This window comes from Sporosarcina sp. BP05, assembly GCF_014282005.1.
In the GTDB taxonomy this organism is placed as follows: domain Bacteria; phylum Bacillota; class Bacilli; order Bacillales_A; family Planococcaceae; genus Sporosarcina.
The window spans coordinates 47108-63876 of the sequence record NZ_JACFTD010000014.1 but is presented as its reverse complement, the minus strand read 5'-3'; the positions used below and the strand labels follow the sequence as shown (position 1 = coordinate 63876).

Here is a 16769-nt window from a genome sequence, read left to right as displayed (position 1 = left end):
GCTGAACTTTTGATTATATCTACTTTCTAGCGAAAGCGACTACTGGGGTAGCTGGCTTATCGCGGGAGGCATCCCCAAGCGCCAAGCGTTCTTAGCAGGATTCTTTATTTCAACATATATAGACCTTTTCTAGTCATTCGTGGCTAGGGAAGGTTTTTTGTGCAATCAAGCAATAACTAAAGAAGTGTCTTAATTGACCATTGCACCCCGCAACTCACCTATATACACATATATCAACACATTACACCATAATGTGTTATTTGAATAGGTAATATATTCTGATTTGGTGGTTGTAATGCGTTGTAATATGAGGTACCATAATTAGAAAATATAGATAACTGGAGGTGCAACTTATGGATGCTGAACATTTAGTAGATGTAATAAGAGGCGCAAACGTTGAAAGTGAACATTGGGGACATATTGCGGTAGTGAATAGTGAAGGTAAACTTCTATACTCCAAAGGTAATCCTTACAGAGTAACGTTTGCCCGCTCATCCATGAAACCTTTACAGGCAGTTCCGATTGTTGAGACGGGAGCGGCTGACTTTTATCAATTCAATCAAGCTGATCTGTCATTAACATGTGCATCGCATAACGGAGAAAATCAGCATACAGATCGGGTGAAAACCATTTTATCCAGACTAGGATTAGGTACGGACAACTTGAAATGCGGAACACATCCTCCACGCTGGCAAGAAGCGTACGAGGGATTAATTAAAGCCGGCAAGGAGATCACGTCGGAATACAACAACTGCTCTGGGAAACATAGCGGCATGCTAACTACAGCCAAACATATGGGAGAAAGTCTGGAAGATTACTATAAAACAGATCATCCCGTTCAGCAAAGAATCATGGAAGTGATAAGCGATATCTCTGAAACACCACTAGATGAGATAGAAATTGGCATTGACGGTTGCGGAGTTCCCGTCCATGGCATTCCGTTAAGAAACCTCGCATTAAGTTTTGCGAAGATGGAAAACCGACATCTTTTCCTGAAAAAAGAAAAAATGCAATTGAGCAAGTGACTGCAGCCATGATGGCGGTACCGGAAATGGTCGGAGGCACTGATCGCTTTTGTTCAGATTTCATGAGAATTGAAGAGGGAAGAATGTTTGGAAAAGCCGGGGCAGAAGGAGTTTATTGTATAGGTGATCTTGAAACAGGCCTAGGAATTGCCATTAAAATTGAGGATGGCAATGGTCGGGCAACTTCTCCTGTTGCAGTGGAAGTGTTAAAACAGCTCGACTTACTTTCTGAACAAAAATGTGAGCGCTTACATGACTATCACTATCCGAAGTTGAAGAACGCAAGACAAGAAGTCATCGGACAATTAAGGCCAATCTTTTCATTAAAAAATGGATAATGCTCTTCATCAATCCAGATAAGAAGTCGGATTAGAAATTCCAAGCTGCCCAAGGAAACAACCCAGCTATGAAAATCATTAAAGATTGGGGTGACTTTGACCTCTTAAAGAAGATGAAGTTGGTGCTTTATTGACACTTTAAGGAGTGGATGCAATCGACAATGATTTACAAAAGGTAACGATTCTTTATGAATTGGGCGTTCGATCAATCGGTCTTACATGGAATAACGCGAATTCAGCGGCAGACGGTGCGGAAGAAAAACATGTGGCTGGTCTTATGCCTATCAAAACTTCTTGAATCACCGTCCTAAATAACTGAGCGTTGTATGAATTGAAAACGGTTTGGTCCTGAAAAATTCAAAGGGGGAAATTGGAATGAAAAAGAAACTCGGTCTCGTATCAGCCATTGTCCTAATGCTATCACTACTATTAAGTGCTTGTGGATTTTCAAATTCAAAAACGGATGAAAAAGAAGCACCTGAAGGAGTGGAGAAAACGGAAAGTCAAGAAACTAAGAAAGAAAAGGTTGTTAATCTAAGTCTTGCAAACGATATACCGGATTTGAATCAAGTATTAACTACAGATGGTATTTCCTTTACAGTTTTAAATAACGTTATGGAAGGTCTTTACCGACTGGATGAAAATAATGAACCTCAGCCGGCAATGGCGGAGAGCGTTGATATCTCTGAAGATAAGTTAACATATACATTCCATTTGCGTGACGGAATAAAGTGGAGTAATGGGGATCCGGTAACGGCGGAAGACTTCAAATACTCATGGCTAAGAGCGATGCATGCAGATACATCTGGTGCATATGCGGACATACTTTATAATTACATCGCTGGCGGAGAAGAATTTTTTGAAGGTGAAGCTGATGCATCGGCCGTTGCAATAGATGCAAAAGATGAAAAAACACTAGAAGTGAAGATAAAATCACCATCACCATTCTTCTTAGGATTAACAGCATTTGCTACTTACTTCCCATTAAATGAGAAATTCATTACTGAGATAGGTGATGATAAATTTGCTTTAAAAGCGGATGCGATTCTATACAATGGTCCATACGTTATGACTGAGTATAATCAGGCGCAAGGTGTCAGTCTTGAGAAAAATCCAGAGTACTGGGATAAGGAAAATGTAGATGTTGATAAAGTATCGTTAAAAGTAATAAAGGAACAAAGTACGGCATTGAATTTATATGAAGCCGGAGAACTGGATCGTGTCTATTTAGCTTCTTCAGATGTTGATAGCTACCGTGACAGTGCTGAATTTGGAACAGAGACTGAGTTTATTTCCTGGTTCCTTCAATTTAACCATAATACAGCACCGTTCGATAATTTGAACATTCGTAAAGCCTTCCAGTTAGCTTTTGATCCGCAGATTTTAACAAAAACTATCTTGAACAATGGGTCAGAGCCCGCTTATGGACTTGTTGCTGCTGGAGTTCATGGGGATGATGGTAAAACATTTAGAGAAGTAAATGGAGATCTTATTCAACCAGATTATGACAAAGCGAAAGAGTTTCTGGCGAAAGGAATTGCCGAAATTGGTAAGCTCCCATCTATCGAAATATTAACTGCTGACGATACGATTGCCAAAGATACAGCAACTTTCCTTCAGAGCGAATTTAAAAAGAATATCGGTGTAGATGTTCAAATTTCAACAAAGCCTTATAGCGGACGTTTGGATGCTATGAGAGCTAGTGAATTCCAAATGGGGATTTCCAAATGGGGTGCCGATTACAACGATGCAATGGATATCTTAAGCTTGTGGATAGGCGATCCTCCAAAAGGTCTTCGCGGGAACTATTCAAGCGAGGAGTACAAACAATACATCAATGATGCAGGGGATGAAAAGGATGTAGCGAAACGTCTTCAAATGCTTATGGATGCTGAGAAACTCATGATTCAAGAGGACGGGGCGTTGGGACCACTCTATTTTGAAGGTAAAGCATTCCTCCAAAAATCCAATTTGAAAAACTTCGTAACGCATCCATACGGCGCTTCGATAGATTTGAAATTCTTAACACTAGAATAAAAGAAAAGGAAAGAGAGGTTCTATCACCTCTCTTTCTATTTATATACGATGTGGGGTGTGCGGATGAAGAAGTTTGTTGTTGTAAGACTCATAAATATTGTCATCACCTTGTTCATTATTGCCACAGCAACGTTTTTCCTTATGAAGATGCTGCCGGGATCGCCATTTGACGAAGAAAAACTATCAAGCCTCTCGGACGAAGCGCGGTTGGAGTTTTTAGCAAAATACGGACTCGATCAGCCTGTCGGTGTACAGTACGTGAAATATATGGGGAATTTAGCAAAGGGTGATTTGGGGATTTCTTATTATTTCAAAGGACAGGAAGTGACAACACTCATTACCGATAGAATTGGACCGTCGGCATTGATTGGTACACAAGCTGTTGTTTTAGGTCTTTCAATCGGTTTGCTGCTAGGTATTGTTGCTGCATTTCGGCATAATTCAGGTTGGGATTATGCAACGATGATTATAGCTGTGCTCGGTGTTTCGATACCTAACTTTGTATTAGCAGCTCTGTTACAGTATTATGTCGGTTTAAAATGGGGGCTTTTGCCGGTAGCCTTCTGGGATAGTTATTCGAGTTCAATCATGCCGACTTTAGCATTGTCACTAACCGTGGTTGCAATGGTTGCACGTTTTATGCGCAATGAGATGCTTGAAGTTTTACAACAGGATTATATTATCACCGCCAGGTCAAAAGGACTTGGACAATTAACGGTTATTATCAAGCATGCAATTCGAAATGCACTCATACCTGTTGTGACAATCTTGGGACCGATAGCAGTTAGTTTGTTGACAGGCTCATTAGTCATTGAAAATATTTTTGGTGTTCCCGGTATTGGAAGTTTATTTGTTGATTCCATCAAGGTAAGCGATTACACAATTATTATGGGCTTAACGTTATTTTATAGTGCGTTTTTTATTTTAACGATGTTAGTCGTAGATTTACTCTATGGCATAATGGATCCGCGAATTCGTATTAATGGTGTAAAGGAGTGAAGGGGTTGAGTGATTCAAAAAAGTTGGAAAACGACGATTTTCCGGACAAGCTATTTCAGGTAGTCGGCCGCAAGCAATCAGAAAGCGAATTGATTTCACGACCATCCATTTCAGCATTGAAGGATAGTTGGATCCGGTTAAGAAAAAATAAAGCTGCTATTTTAAGCTTAGTAATCTTGGTGCTGATAATGCTGATAGCAATTATTGCACCCTTTCTTTCAGGGTATACGTATTACGATACAGACTATGATAAAACCTTTCAAAAACCGAGTGCAGAGCATTGGCTTGGGACGGATAAGTTTGGACGTGATCAATGGACAAGGGTTTGGGAGGGTACAAGGATCTCGCTTTTTATAGCCTTTTTGGCAGCCTTTCTGGATTTGGCAATAGGCGTAGGCTATGGATCTATTTCCGCTTTGTATGGCGGTAAAGTTGATAATATTATGCAACGGTTTATTGAAATTTTAGTTGGTATTCCAAATCTAATTGTAGTTATTTTGTTGATTATGATTATGAAGCCCGGCATATTAACGATTACGATTGCAATGGTTTTGACAGGATGGGTTACGATGGCGCGTCTTGTTAGGGCTCAAATTTTTAAATACAAAAACCAGGAATTCATTTTAGCCTCAAAATCCTTGGGTGCATCCAATAAACGTCTAATAATGAGTCATATGATACCAAATACATTAGGCATTATTATTATAAATATGATGTTTACGATACCAGCTGCCATATTTACAGAAGCATTTCTAAGCTTTATCGGATTGGGATTGCAGGAACCTCTGGCTTCTTTAGGAGTACTTATTAATGATGGCTTTCAGGCAATGAGAAATCATTTTTACTTACTTCTCTATCCAGCCCTTATCATTATCGCTTTGATGGTTTGCTTTAATTCATTAGCAGATGGTCTTCGTGATGCATTTGATCCAAGAATGAGAAAGTGAACAATTAGGGGAGGTAGAATGAGTGGAAACGATATTAGAAATTGAAAACCTCCATGTATCTTTCCATACATACGCAGGTGTGGTTAAGGCTGTGAGGGGTGTAAACTTAAGTTTGAAAAAAGGAGAGACCCTAGCGATTGTTGGAGAGTCCGGTTCCGGAAAAACAGTCACTTCAAAAGCGATTATGAATTTGCTTCCCAATCAAGTTGCCAAAATAGATCAGGGGTCAATACGGTTTGAAGGCAAGGATTTGATAGGGTTATCGGAGAAGGAAATGGAGAACATACGCGGATCAGAAATATCGATGATTTTTCAAGATCCTATGACGGCCTTAAATCCAACAATGACTGTAGGTAAACAAGTAATAGAGAGTATTATAAAACATCAAAAACTAAGTAAAAAGCAGGCCTATGAAGCGGCTAAAAACTTATTTGAAGTCGTTGGGATTCCTGATGCTCCATTCCGTATACACCAATATCCGCACCAGTTTTCGGGGGGGATGCGCCAACGCGTAATGATTGCAATTGCATTAGCATGTAACCCCAAGATATTGATTGCTGATGAGCCGACAACTGCACTGGACGTAACAATTCAAGCGCAAATATTGGAACTGTTAAAGGATATTCAGAAAAAGTTTGGAACATCGATTATCTTAATTACGCATGACTTGGGTGTTGTCGCGAATATGGCCGATACGGTCGCCGTGATGTATGCAGGAAAAGTTGTGGAGACGGGTACTGTAGATGAAATATTTTATCAGCCGCAACACCCTTACAATTGGGGGCTGCTAAGTTCAATGCCAGATATGAATTATAAGGGGGAGTTAGTTTCAATTCCCGGAAGTCCTCCTGACTTGATGAATCCCCCGACAGGCGATGCTTTTGCTTCAAGGAATGAATTTGCCATGCAAATTGATTATGAGCAACAGCCACCGATGTTTAAGGTGTCTGATACACATTACGCGGCAACATGGCTTTTGCATCCCAAAGCACCCAAAATTGAGCCGCCGTCTATTGTCAGAGAAAAGTTAAAGGAACAGGTGAAAACTACTGCCACATCATCTCAAGTTCCAAAGAAGGAACAAGTACCCCTTGTGAAAATTCAAAACTTGAAAAAATATTTTAAAGTTAATGAGAAAGATTCTTTAAAAGCAGTAAATAATATTAGTTTTGATATTTATCGTGGAGAGACCTTAGGTATAGTAGGCGAGTCGGGTTGTGGAAAATCTACCACTGGCCGAACAATCATGAGATTATACGAGGCGACTAGCGGCGAGGTATTTTATAATGGAAAACCAATCCATGGGAAGCTGAGTCAAAAAGAGGAGAGTTTACTTAAACGAAAGATGCAAATGATTTTCCAGGATCCGTATGCTTCATTGGATCCGCGCAAAACGGTAGAGGATACGATTGCGGAAGGTCTGGACATTCATGGTTTAGTGGGAAATCAGGCACAAAGAAAAGCGAAAGTAAAGGAACTGTTGGAAACAGTTGGTTTGAACAAAGAACACGCGAGTAGGTACCCCCATGAATTTTCAGGCGGTCAGCGCCAACGGATTGGGATTGCCCGTGCGCTAGCTGTTGACCCAGAATTTATTATTGCCGATGAGCCGATTTCGGCACTAGACGTTTCTATCCAAGCACAAGTTGTGAATTTGTTGAAAAAACTTCAGAAGGAGAAAGGGCTAACTTATTTATTTATTGCCCATGATCTTTCGATGGTGAAGTATATAAGTGACAGGATAGGGGTCATGTATCTGGGGAATCTAGTAGAGCTTGCGACCTCAGATGATTTATATGACGAACCGCTTCATCCTTATACGCAAGCGCTACTCTCCGCGATACCTATTCCGAATCCAAACGTAGAGAGAGAGCGTGAAAGAATCATGCTGGAAGGCGAATTGCCGAACGCAATTGATCCTCCAACGGGTTGTCCTTTCCGAACACGTTGTCCGGCAGCGATGGAAGTATGTAGTCAACCGCCAATTTGGAAAGAAGCGAAACCGAATCATTGGGTCGCCTGCCATTTGGTTAATGAAAATTGAGATGTGGAAAGTTCAAGGTAATGCCATTTCTTATATAAAAGCATTACTAAGTGCAGTTCCAATATTGCGAGGTTAACTGGATGCGAAAACTTCATGTTATATCCATACAAAAAGCTTATTTAGACACCGTGGTCAATCAATTAGCAGAGATATTCGGGGACGAAATCGAGTTATCCGCAATCACATTGCAAGAGCTCACAATGGATGTCATTGAGGAACAGGATATCGTTATCCTTTCTAAAGGGATATTAAAGGGAATCACTCGTCCGTTCATTCCGGAGTCATGTCCAATCATTATAGCTAATCGCGAAGTAAATATAGCAGCAACGAAAGACTTGTATAAACTGCTAGGAGGACAACGGATTTTAGTCATAAATGATACGATTGAACATGCGGTAGAAACAGCGACTTCCCTTAAAAGTATCTATTTTGAGCATGATTATATTGCTTATGATCCTATGAATTTAATGCCATCCAATATCGATTGGATTGTTACTCCTGGAGAGATGGAACTTGTTCCAAGGGAATTTGGAAATGTGATTGATATTGGACCGAGGACACTGGATTTCAAAACTGTGCTGGAGGCAGCTAAATTCGTAAAATGTGAAATGGAACAGGTTTTATTAATGAATCGATTTTTCAAATCGCAATTGGCATTGGCGGAAAAATTGAATGATAAAAACGGAATTCAGTATAAGGAAGTGTTGATTCAACAGACTGATGAGCGTTTAAAAGTCGAGGATAGTAGAGAAAGGTATGGCTGCTTGCCGGAAGAAACGATGAGTTCGATTATCGATAAAATCGAAGAACATGGTTTTTTAGAAGAGAGTATAGCAATCTTAGCTGTCTACAAAGAAGCCAAGGGGAATTTCGAATCCTTTGGTCGTGCGAAAGTGAAACTGAAATTGCGCGATGCTGGTTTTACGTTTTCTGATCAGCAACTCCGACTTCGATTAGAAATAATGCAGGAGATAGGTTTGGTCAATGCGCGTCAAGGGAGGGGTGGGACGAAGTTATCGGATAAAGGCGAAACGTTTTTGAAGCAGCGCAATGAAGTACCAAGCGCTGGGTTTTAGGAGTTGGCTCTGATATAGACAAACTAAATCTTTGGCATTTACCAGTCCACTAGGCTAATAACAACGCACTATCTTAAAGAGAATTATTAAATGACGATTGGTTATTTAATGGTGAATTCATTTCAGTTGAGCAGCTTGTTACTTCCATCGACGAACGAGGTCATCAATTTGGCGATGGTGTTTCTGCATACTTGATGGGCATTCATCTGAAAAAACGCTACTGCTTGGAGTGAATAAAAATGAAGCTACAAGAACCCCAAAAAATTAGGGCTAGAGGTATCACGATTGGTCGTCTTCCGGTCGGGATAAAAAACTGTATTACGGATGTAGATGGTGTGAAAGTTGGACATGTCACACTGGATAATCCATTGCGGGGGGATGAATTTGCTGCTACAGGCGTGACGGCTATTCTACCGCATGGCGACAATCTATTTTTGAATAAAGTAGTGGGTGCGAGCTATGTATTGAATGGTTTCGGTAAGACAACAGGACTCGTTCAAGTGGATGAATTAGGTCTGATTGAGTCCCCGATTATGCTGACCAATACGTTTGGTGTTCCCGCAGTTACACAAGGGACGCTCCACTATATGTTAGAACAAAACCCTGAGATTGGAGATACAACTGGAACGATTAATTTGGTTGTCGGGGAATGTAATGACAGCAGGCTAAACTCAATCCGCGAGCTACCGATTCAACCAAGTCACGCGGTTGCTTCTATTAAAGGAGCTTCCACTGATGCTTCCGGGGAAGGGGCGGTTGGAGCTGGAAAAGGCATGATTTGTTTTGGTTATAAAGGCGGAATCGGCTCTTCATCACGAATTATTAAAGACGGTGAAAGTGGAAGGACCTATACAATTGGTTGTTTAGTTCTTAGTAATTTTGGGCGGAAAGAAGATTTTCAAATTGACAGATATAAACTGAGTGACAATCAGGATGTGCCTACCTATCCTAAACCTGCTGACGGATCCATCATGATTGTTTTGGCTACAGATGCACCGCTGGGGAGCAGGCAGCTAAGGCGGGTGGCGAAAAGATGTGGCATCGGACTAGGAAGAACGGGCAGTCATTTTAGTAATGGTAGTGGTGACATTGTCATCGCTTTTTCGACGGCACATAAAATACCGCATTTCACTACGGATACTGTTGAGACAAGGCTAGAGCTAAGAGAAGATCATCCGATTATGAATGACCTTTTCTCTGGTGCATCGGATGTTACAGAGGAAGCGATTTTAAATTCATTATCACAGGCCGGGACGACTACGGGACGGATGGGGAATACCGTTTACGCCTTTCCGTTTAGGTGAACAAGCATAGAGTTGGAATGAAGTATGGGCCTTTTCAAGCATATGGAATTAACAAAGCAATTCGCCGTGCAGACAACATTTTGATTGTTACAATCGACTTGTCTAGCGAGCTTCTTTCTATTGAACAATAACTGCAACACTTAAATATGCAGATGGCAAAAATGTTGAAAATGCGTCAGATTCTAATAGGAAAGTACTTCGCGTTACAAAAGCCGAACTAGCTCATCTTGAGCGCGTTCGGCTTTTATTTGTCTTGGTGACTGTCACACAGGCAACATAATGATGTGAACGATATGTGAAAGGTCTGGTTAGTTATTTGACAATGTGAATCTATAAGCTAATATAGAAAGAGTAATAGTTGATAATCATTCTCACAATGAAATCTTCCACTGTGGAGGGGGGAGGTATTATCTTTTTGAACAAGAAACTAGTTATTCCGTTTTCATTCATCCTATATCTAAGCATGATGGTTGGTTTTCATACGCCAAGGGTCATCGCCGCTGACTTATCGGATGGTACGTATGTTGTCGACTACGAAATGTTGCAAGCTGAGAATGATTCCGTCTCGATTGCAAATGATTATTTCGAAAAGCCCGCAAAGTTGACGATTGATAAGGATGGGCAGTATTTACAATTCACGTTGAACCATGCTAAATGGGTCAAGTTCATAAAATCGGTAAGTGGTGAATCGTTTGCTGACGTGGATGTGGTCAATGAAGATCTTGAAAATGACAAGCGTGTAATTGCATTTAAAATAGACGGGGACGTTACAGAGCCGTTGCTTATGCAAATGCATGTCATCATTAAAGAGATGGAACCGTCGTATGACCACAAATACTCGGTTCGTTTGAATCTTGACTTAGAAACAATGGAAGTAACAGACGCTCCAGCTGTTGTTGTGAATACTTCTGTTGCTGAATCAAAGTCCGTCGACACGAATGAAAAGCAGGATGAACCAACAAGCAACAATGCAGTAATTTATATGCTGCTCGCAGTAGTCGCTATCATTGCAATACTATTTGTACGCAAGACTAGATCATTGAAACAAAAAAATAAAACACCAAAAGGGGATTAACGAATGAAAAAGCTAATAATGACGTTATTTTCAGCACTACTAGTATTATTTACAGTACTACCTTCTATTCAACCTGAAGCAGCTGAAGTGACTATACAAGCAAAACAAGAATTTGAATTGCCGTTTGAAATATTAAAAGCTGAAAATGATGAGAAGTCTACAGCAGGAGATTTTGTGAAAAGTCCAGCAAAAGTTGTTGTTGAAGACGGAAAGACGTATGTTTATGTGACATTGTTGCAAAGTAAGTTTTGGCAGTCGCTAAAAGTTCAAACGACGCAACCTGGTACATTTAAAGAAAATAACTTTGTAGATGCGGTAGAAGTAAGTCAAGATGAAAAAGAAGATACAAAAGTTGTTAAATTTGAAGTTCGGGATGTTACGAAAATATTGAATGTAAAAGCTCATATTATCGTTACGGGTGTACCAGGAATAGGGAAGTATGATCACAGCTATGATCTTCGTTTGAAGCTTGATAGCAGCAAAATCCCTACAACTCCGGTATCAGAAGTAGTTAAAGATGGCGCATACACAATCGACTTTAAAACATTACATGCAGAGAAAGATGAAGCGTCTACAATGGCTAGATATATCGAAACACCAGCAGCGCTTTCAGTAAAAGACGGTAAAAATTTTGTAGCACTAACACTTAATGACAATGAACAAATTACAGCATTCCAAGCAGAACAAAATGGTAAACTTGTTGATGCTACTGTGATCAAAGTAGATGAGAAAACGAACAAAAGAGTTGTAGAATTCGAAGTAGCTGATTTGTCAGCAATCATCAATGCCAAAGTTTCAGTTTATGTGGCATCAGCAAACCATACAGGTAACTATACTATCCGACTTTCATTTGATAAAGCTAGCATTAAAGCCATAAAAGGTGAAGAAACACCGGCAGTAAAAGTATTATTTACAGATATCAAAAATTCATTTGCAAAAACATATATTGAGTCACTTACTTCAAAACAGATCATAAAAGGACTATCGGCAACAACATTCGCTCCGGATGCACAAATTACAAGAGCTCAGTTCACTGTAATTTTATCCCGTGCGCTAGAGTTACCGAAGCAAGAATATAAAGGGACATTTTCTGATGTAACAACTAATATGGAGTGGGCTGTTTCTGAAATTGAAGCGGCAAGTCGTGCAGGTATCGCAAATGGTAGTGGTGGAAAATTCATTCCGAATGAACCAATCACACGCGAACAAATGGCGGCAATGATTATCCGTTCGATTGAATACAAAGACGCTAGCGTATTAACAGGCGTAAAAAATGATGTGTTATTCACAGATGCGAAAAACATTAGTGCTTATGCAAAAACATCTGTCGACTTGGCAGCTGGTCTTGGGATCATTAGTGGTAAAGAAATAAACGGTAAAAAGGTATTTGAACCGAAAGAGAAGGCAACACGTGCACACTCAGCTAAAATGGTTTATTATCTACTTGAAAAGCTAGAAAAATAAAATTAAAATCAATCAATGCCGGCGTCACTGCATCATTCGTGACAGCCGGCTTTGTACTGATTAAAATGGTTTGGTAAAGGAGCTAGTAAATTGGGGAAAAAAGTGAGTTTTACAATGGCGATATTGTTCGCTTTATTTATGATATTACCTGCGTTTGCACCTGAAAAAGCTGCGGCGGCATCTAAATTTGCCGATGGCGAGTATACAGTTCCGTTTACGGTGCTAAAAGATACAGGTAATGAACAGTCAACGACAGCCGAATATATGGTTAGTCCAGCGAAAGTGATCGTTCAAAACGATAAAACGTATGCCGTTGTTACATTGAAAAACAGTTCTTGGTGGCAATACTTTAAAGTGCAAGTCGGTGGTGGTTTTGCCGATGTGCAAGTAGTAAGCAATGATACAGCAAATGACAAACGCGTTGTGAAATTTGAAGTGAAAGACATTGAGCAATTGGTAAATGCCAAAATTCATGTCATTGTAACGGGCATCCCCGGTTTTGCATATGACAACAAATACGATATCCGCTTCAAATTTAACAGTACTGCCATTCCTTTGGCGCCTGTCGCCGAGAAGCCCGCAACACCTCCAGCTTCTAAACCAACACCTAAACCGGTACAACCAACGCCTAAACCAACGCCTAAACCAGCGCCTCAACCTGCAGTGACGGAAAAGGCAACTGCAACACCTAAACCAGTTGAAAACAACCAAGCTGTAACAAAAGTAGAAACGAAAACTGAAGAAAAAAACGAAGCAAAACCAGTAGAATCTAAAGAAGTTGCAAGTGAAAAATCAGATACAACAACAGAAGAAAAAGCCCCTGAATCAGCTGAAGCAACCGAGCAGCCGAAAGATGAAGCTAAGTCTGAGGCAAGCGAAGAAGAACTTGTAGCCGAAGATCAAGCAGTGGCAAAAGAAGAGTCAGCCGAAGTAACGAAAGAAGCCAATGATGCTGAGGTTGAAGCAGATTCAACATCTGAGTCGGAATCAAGTTCTACATGGTTTATCGTCATTTTCGCAGTTGTAATTCTTGGTGGAGCTATCATCTTTGCTATGAGACAGCGCACAAGGACTGAAAAGTAAGAGGAATATGGTAGTTGGGTCTTGAGAGCAAACAGCGAGACCCTTTTTTATATTAGCTACAAGGAGTTGTGATTGAAAATGCAAAAAGTACGTACTATTCTCTATATGCTTCTAGTCATTGTAGTTCTGGCTGGTTGTTCGTCTCAAAAAGGCACTTCATCCCATGAAGAAAATGCCAATCCAGCGGGTGAGCGGGTTGTTGCAACTACGGTCGCGTTGACGGAAATTATGGATGCCCTAGAAATCGATTTAGTCGGGATACCATCGAGTTACAAAGAGTTGCCGAAACGCTACGCTGACGCGCAAGAAGTTGGGAATCCGATGAGTCCTGATATGGAAATGCTGTTGTCACTGAAACCGACAGAAATTCTGTCTGTTACAACACTAAAATATGATTTGCAAGAGATGTTTGACGAGCGTGACATCGATATGACTTATGTAAATTTGGAAAGCATAGACGCGATGCACAGCGAAATCTTAAAATTAGGTGAGAAGTATGATCGCCAAGAACAAGCGAAAGCGATTGTTGATCAATTCGAAGAGAAAGTTGCCGAAATTGATAAGCTGTCAGAAGGCAAAGAGCAGCCGTCCGTGCTCATTTTACTTGGTATTCCAGGGAGTTATCTAGTTGCAACAGAACATTCCTATATCGGAGACCTTGTTAAACGAAGCGGCGGTAAAAATGTCATTACGGGAGAAAAAGTAGAGTTTCTTTCTTCTAATACAGAATACTTACAGCAAGCAAAACCGGATATCATTTTGAGAGCATCACATGGTATGCCAGAACAGGTCATTCAAATGTTTGATGAAGAGTTCAAATCGAATGATGTTTGGCAACATTTCGAAGCCGTTAAAAATGACCGTGTGTATGATTTAGACGAACTGCTATTTGGAACGACAGGCAGTCTAGCGGCAGTCGAAGCACTTGGCGAACTGCAAAAAATGTTGTATCCAAACTAAAAGGTAGGGATAATAATGTTTCGGAAAAATAAAAAGGCGCTTAGTTTTATCAGCGTCATTATTCTACTCATACTAGTTAGCATTCAATCTGCACTTACGGGAAGTATTAAAGTTACACCGTTCGAACTGATTCATGGACTAGTAACGGGGACAAATGATCAGGTTGCCATCATTAAGGATTTGCGGCTTCCGCGGATTCTAATCGCTTTATTTGCAGGAGCAGCTTTATCCGTGGCGGGTGTACTTTTACAAGCAGTTATGCGTAACCCATTAGCAGACCCAGGAATTATTGGCGTTTCTGCTGGTGCCGGGTTTATGTCTATAGTTGTTGTCGCGTTCTTCCCGACACTGTACTTTTTCGTGCCGCTTTTTGCTTTCTTAGGCGGGGCTTTGGCGTTTTTCCTCGTGTACTCACTATCGTGGAGATCTGGACTTGATCCACTGCGCATGATTTTAATCGGAATAGCGGTGAATGCCTTATTTACAGGGCTGAGCCAAGGGCTTGGTTTTAGCGGAAGTGCACTTACACAATCGATGAGCCAAGTGATGACTTCGACACTTACGATGAAAAAGTGGAGTGATGTCGATGTACTCCTTTTATATGGAACGATTGGCCTCGTGTTAGCGTTTGTCGTTTATTCATGGTGCAATTACTTGGCATTAGATGATAAGACAGCAAAGAATCTTGGGATTAATGTAAACCTGGCGCGATTGGTGATTTCGTTAGTGGCTGTACTGCTTGCTTCCGTTGCAACTGCAGTCGCAGGTCTATTTGCATTTGTCGGCTTGCTTATACCTCATATTGGGCGGTCATTGGTCGGAACGGACCACAAGGTGCTTATTCCGTTTTCAGCACTGGCAGGGGCCTTGCTGATCTTAACAGCGGATACGCTAGGCAGAACGATTATCGCGCCGAATGAGATTCCAGCTTCTATTATTATGGCCGTCATCGGGGGACCTTTCCTTATATTCTTGCTGAGAAAGAGTGATCGTATTTATGGACATTAAGGCTATTACTTTCTCCTACGATAAAAAAGTAAATACGTTACATGGCGTCAACAGTACGATTGATAGTGGGAAAGTGACGACGATTATTGGGCCGAACGGTTGTGGGAAATCGACACTACTTAGCGTGATGGCCAATAATAATCATCCGCAAAGTGGACAGGTTCTATTAGAGGGAAAAGCACTCGCTGATTTTAAACCGAAAGAGCTGGCGAAAAAATTAGCCGTTGTTCATCAACAAAATAATGCTCCGTCCGATATGACCGTCGAAAAACTAACGGGTTATGGCCGGATTCCATATAAGAGTTTGTTCACTTCAGCAACGGATGACGATGAACAGGCAATTGAGTGGGCGCTCGCGTGTACCAATCTGACGGATAAGCGAACAGTACCAATAGACGAATTGTCTGGAGGTCAAATGCAGCGCGTCTGGATTGCGATGGCGTTAGCGCAAAAAACGCCTTTCCTCCTATTAGATGAACCGACGACTTATCTTGATATTTATTACCAATATGAATTATTGGAACTGATCAAGGGCTTGAATCGCGCACATGGTATGTCAATCGTCATGGTTTTACACGACATTAATCAGGCGATACGTTATAGTGACATCATTATTGCGATGAAAGATGGAGAAATCGTTGCCAAAGGTACACCGAGTGAAGTGATCACTGTTCAAACCGTGAAAGAGATTTACGGAGTTGACGTAGTTGTGAAAAATGATGAAGAAACAGGGATGTATATCATTCCTATAGGGATTTGAATCACGTGGGTGATTGTCGACCACATAAGTAGCCACTCCAGTAAACAACTTTGGAGTGGTTTTTTATCGTTTAGACTCCTTCTAGCCCCACACGAAGTGGGTTAGAGGCCGCTGGAAAGTTCTTGATATATGGGGAATGAATCAGAAATCCTGCTAATACCGCTTTGGCGCTTTGTGGATGCCTCCCGCGATAAGCCGGAAAGAAGACCGCTTTCAGCCTTATCGCTCCGGCTACCACGAAGACGCGCCTGCGCTGGATGGTCTATGTAAGGAGGCGTATTTCGGTATCGGGGGTGAGAGTGACAGTCGCAATACATGGAGTGAATCAGAAATCCTACTAATACCGCTTTGGCGCTTTGTGGATGCCTCCCGCGATAAGCCGAAAAGGAGACCGCTTTTAGTCTTATCGCTCCGGCTACCACGAAGACGCGCCTGCGCTGGATGGTCTATGTAAGGAGGCGCATTTCGGTATCGGGGGTGAGAGTGTCAGTCGCAATACATGGAGTGAATCAGAAATCCTACTAATACCGCTTTGGCGCTTTGTGGATGCCTCCCGCGATAAGCCAAAAAGAAGACCGCTTTTAGTCTTATCGCTCCGGCTACCACGAAGACGCGCCTGCGCTGAATGGTCTATGTAAGGAGGCGCATT

15 protein-coding genes are annotated in these 16769 nt (G+C 41.2%); all 15 read left to right on the top strand.

Annotated elements, in window-relative coordinates:
* Window positions 1-353: 353 nt before the first annotated feature.
* A complete protein-coding gene (locus H2672_RS14545; RefSeq protein ID WP_370569664.1) occupies window positions 354-1025 on the top strand; it encodes an asparaginase in 672 nt (223 codons plus the stop codon).
* Window positions 1026-1033: 8 nt separating this feature from the next.
* Window positions 1034-1363 carry an asparaginase gene (locus H2672_RS19985; protein WP_370569663.1) on the top strand — a complete coding sequence of 110 codons (330 nt, stop codon included), beginning with the start codon at window positions 1034-1036 and terminating at the stop codon, window positions 1361-1363.
* A 145-nt stretch (window positions 1364-1508) separates the two neighbouring features.
* Entirely contained in the window at window positions 1509-1661 is a 153-nt protein-coding gene (locus tag H2672_RS19980; protein WP_370569662.1) for a membrane dipeptidase, read from the top strand.
* Between the two features lie 77 nt (window positions 1662-1738).
* Window positions 1739-3400: a peptide ABC transporter substrate-binding protein gene (locus H2672_RS14535; protein WP_186672559.1), complete on the top strand. Its 1662-nt coding sequence runs from the start codon at window positions 1739-1741 to the stop codon at window positions 3398-3400.
* A 63-nt stretch (window positions 3401-3463) separates the two neighbouring features.
* Window positions 3464-4399 carry an ABC transporter permease gene (locus H2672_RS14530; protein ID WP_186672558.1) on the top strand — a complete coding sequence of 312 codons (936 nt, stop codon included), beginning with the start codon at window positions 3464-3466 and terminating at the stop codon, window positions 4397-4399.
* A 5-nt stretch (window positions 4400-4404) separates the two neighbouring features.
* Entirely contained in the window at window positions 4405-5346 is a 942-nt protein-coding gene (locus H2672_RS14525; RefSeq protein WP_186672557.1) for an ABC transporter permease, read from the top strand.
* A gap of 22 nt (window positions 5347-5368) precedes the next feature.
* Window positions 5369-7390 carry an ABC transporter ATP-binding protein gene (locus H2672_RS19830; RefSeq protein ID WP_186672556.1) on the top strand — a complete coding sequence of 674 codons (2022 nt, stop codon included), beginning with the start codon at window positions 5369-5371 and terminating at the stop codon, window positions 7388-7390.
* Window positions 7391-7470: 80 nt separating this feature from the next.
* A complete protein-coding gene (locus H2672_RS14515) occupies window positions 7471-8466 on the top strand; it encodes a winged-helix domain-containing protein (protein WP_186672555.1) in 996 nt (331 codons plus the stop codon).
* Window positions 8467-8705: 239 nt separating this feature from the next.
* Complete coding sequence (locus tag H2672_RS14510; RefSeq protein WP_186672554.1) at window positions 8706-9770, top strand: DmpA family aminopeptidase; 1065 nt, start codon at window positions 8706-8708, stop codon at window positions 9768-9770.
* A 415-nt stretch (window positions 9771-10185) separates the two neighbouring features.
* A complete protein-coding gene (locus H2672_RS14505; RefSeq protein WP_186672553.1) occupies window positions 10186-10845 on the top strand; it encodes an NEAT domain-containing protein in 660 nt (219 codons plus the stop codon).
* 3 nt (window positions 10846-10848) lie between these two features.
* Entirely contained in the window at window positions 10849-12309 is a 1461-nt protein-coding gene (locus H2672_RS14500; RefSeq protein ID WP_186672552.1) for an NEAT domain-containing protein, read from the top strand.
* Between the two features lie 90 nt (window positions 12310-12399).
* Window positions 12400-13392, top strand: a complete 993-nt coding sequence (locus H2672_RS19825; protein ID WP_186672550.1) for an NEAT domain-containing protein — start codon at window positions 12400-12402, stop codon at window positions 13390-13392.
* A gap of 78 nt (window positions 13393-13470) precedes the next feature.
* Window positions 13471-14352, top strand: a complete 882-nt coding sequence (isdE, locus tag H2672_RS14490) for a heme ABC transporter substrate-binding protein IsdE (RefSeq protein WP_186672548.1) — start codon at window positions 13471-13473, stop codon at window positions 14350-14352.
* 15 nt (window positions 14353-14367) lie between these two features.
* Window positions 14368-15360, top strand: a complete 993-nt coding sequence (locus H2672_RS14485; RefSeq protein ID WP_186672546.1) for a FecCD family ABC transporter permease — start codon at window positions 14368-14370, stop codon at window positions 15358-15360.
* Window positions 15350-16120, top strand: coding sequence for an ABC transporter ATP-binding protein (locus tag H2672_RS14480; RefSeq protein WP_186672544.1), 771 nt, complete (start codon window positions 15350-15352; stop codon window positions 16118-16120). The genes H2672_RS14485 and H2672_RS14480 overlap by 11 nt, the downstream gene beginning before the upstream one ends.
* Window positions 16121-16769: the final 649 nt, after the last annotated feature.

Bases quoted from the DNA above. Each gene is read 5' to 3' on its own strand.
- isdE (WP_186672548.1), top strand. From the start codon at position 13,471: ATGCAAAAAGTACGTACTATTCTCTATATGCTTCTAGTCATTGTAGTT.
- H2672_RS19985 (WP_370569663.1), top strand. From the start codon at position 1,034: ATGATGGCGGTACCGGAAATGGTCGGAGGCACTGATCGCTTTTGTTCA.
- H2672_RS14480 (WP_186672544.1), top strand. From the start codon at position 15,350: ATGGACATTAAGGCTATTACTTTCTCCTACGATAAAAAAGTAAATACG.
- H2672_RS14530 (WP_186672558.1), top strand. From the start codon at position 3,464: ATGAAGAAGTTTGTTGTTGTAAGACTCATAAATATTGTCATCACCTTG.
- H2672_RS14500 (WP_186672552.1), top strand. From the start codon at position 10,849: ATGAAAAAGCTAATAATGACGTTATTTTCAGCACTACTAGTATTATTT.
- H2672_RS14535 (WP_186672559.1), top strand. From the start codon at position 1,739: ATGAAAAAGAAACTCGGTCTCGTATCAGCCATTGTCCTAATGCTATCA.
- H2672_RS14485 (WP_186672546.1), top strand. From the start codon at position 14,368: ATGTTTCGGAAAAATAAAAAGGCGCTTAGTTTTATCAGCGTCATTATT.
- H2672_RS14545 (WP_370569664.1), top strand. From the start codon at position 354: ATGGATGCTGAACATTTAGTAGATGTAATAAGAGGCGCAAACGTTGAA.
- H2672_RS14510 (WP_186672554.1), top strand. From the start codon at position 8,706: ATGAAGCTACAAGAACCCCAAAAAATTAGGGCTAGAGGTATCACGATT.
- H2672_RS14515 (WP_186672555.1), top strand. From the start codon at position 7,471: ATGCGAAAACTTCATGTTATATCCATACAAAAAGCTTATTTAGACACC.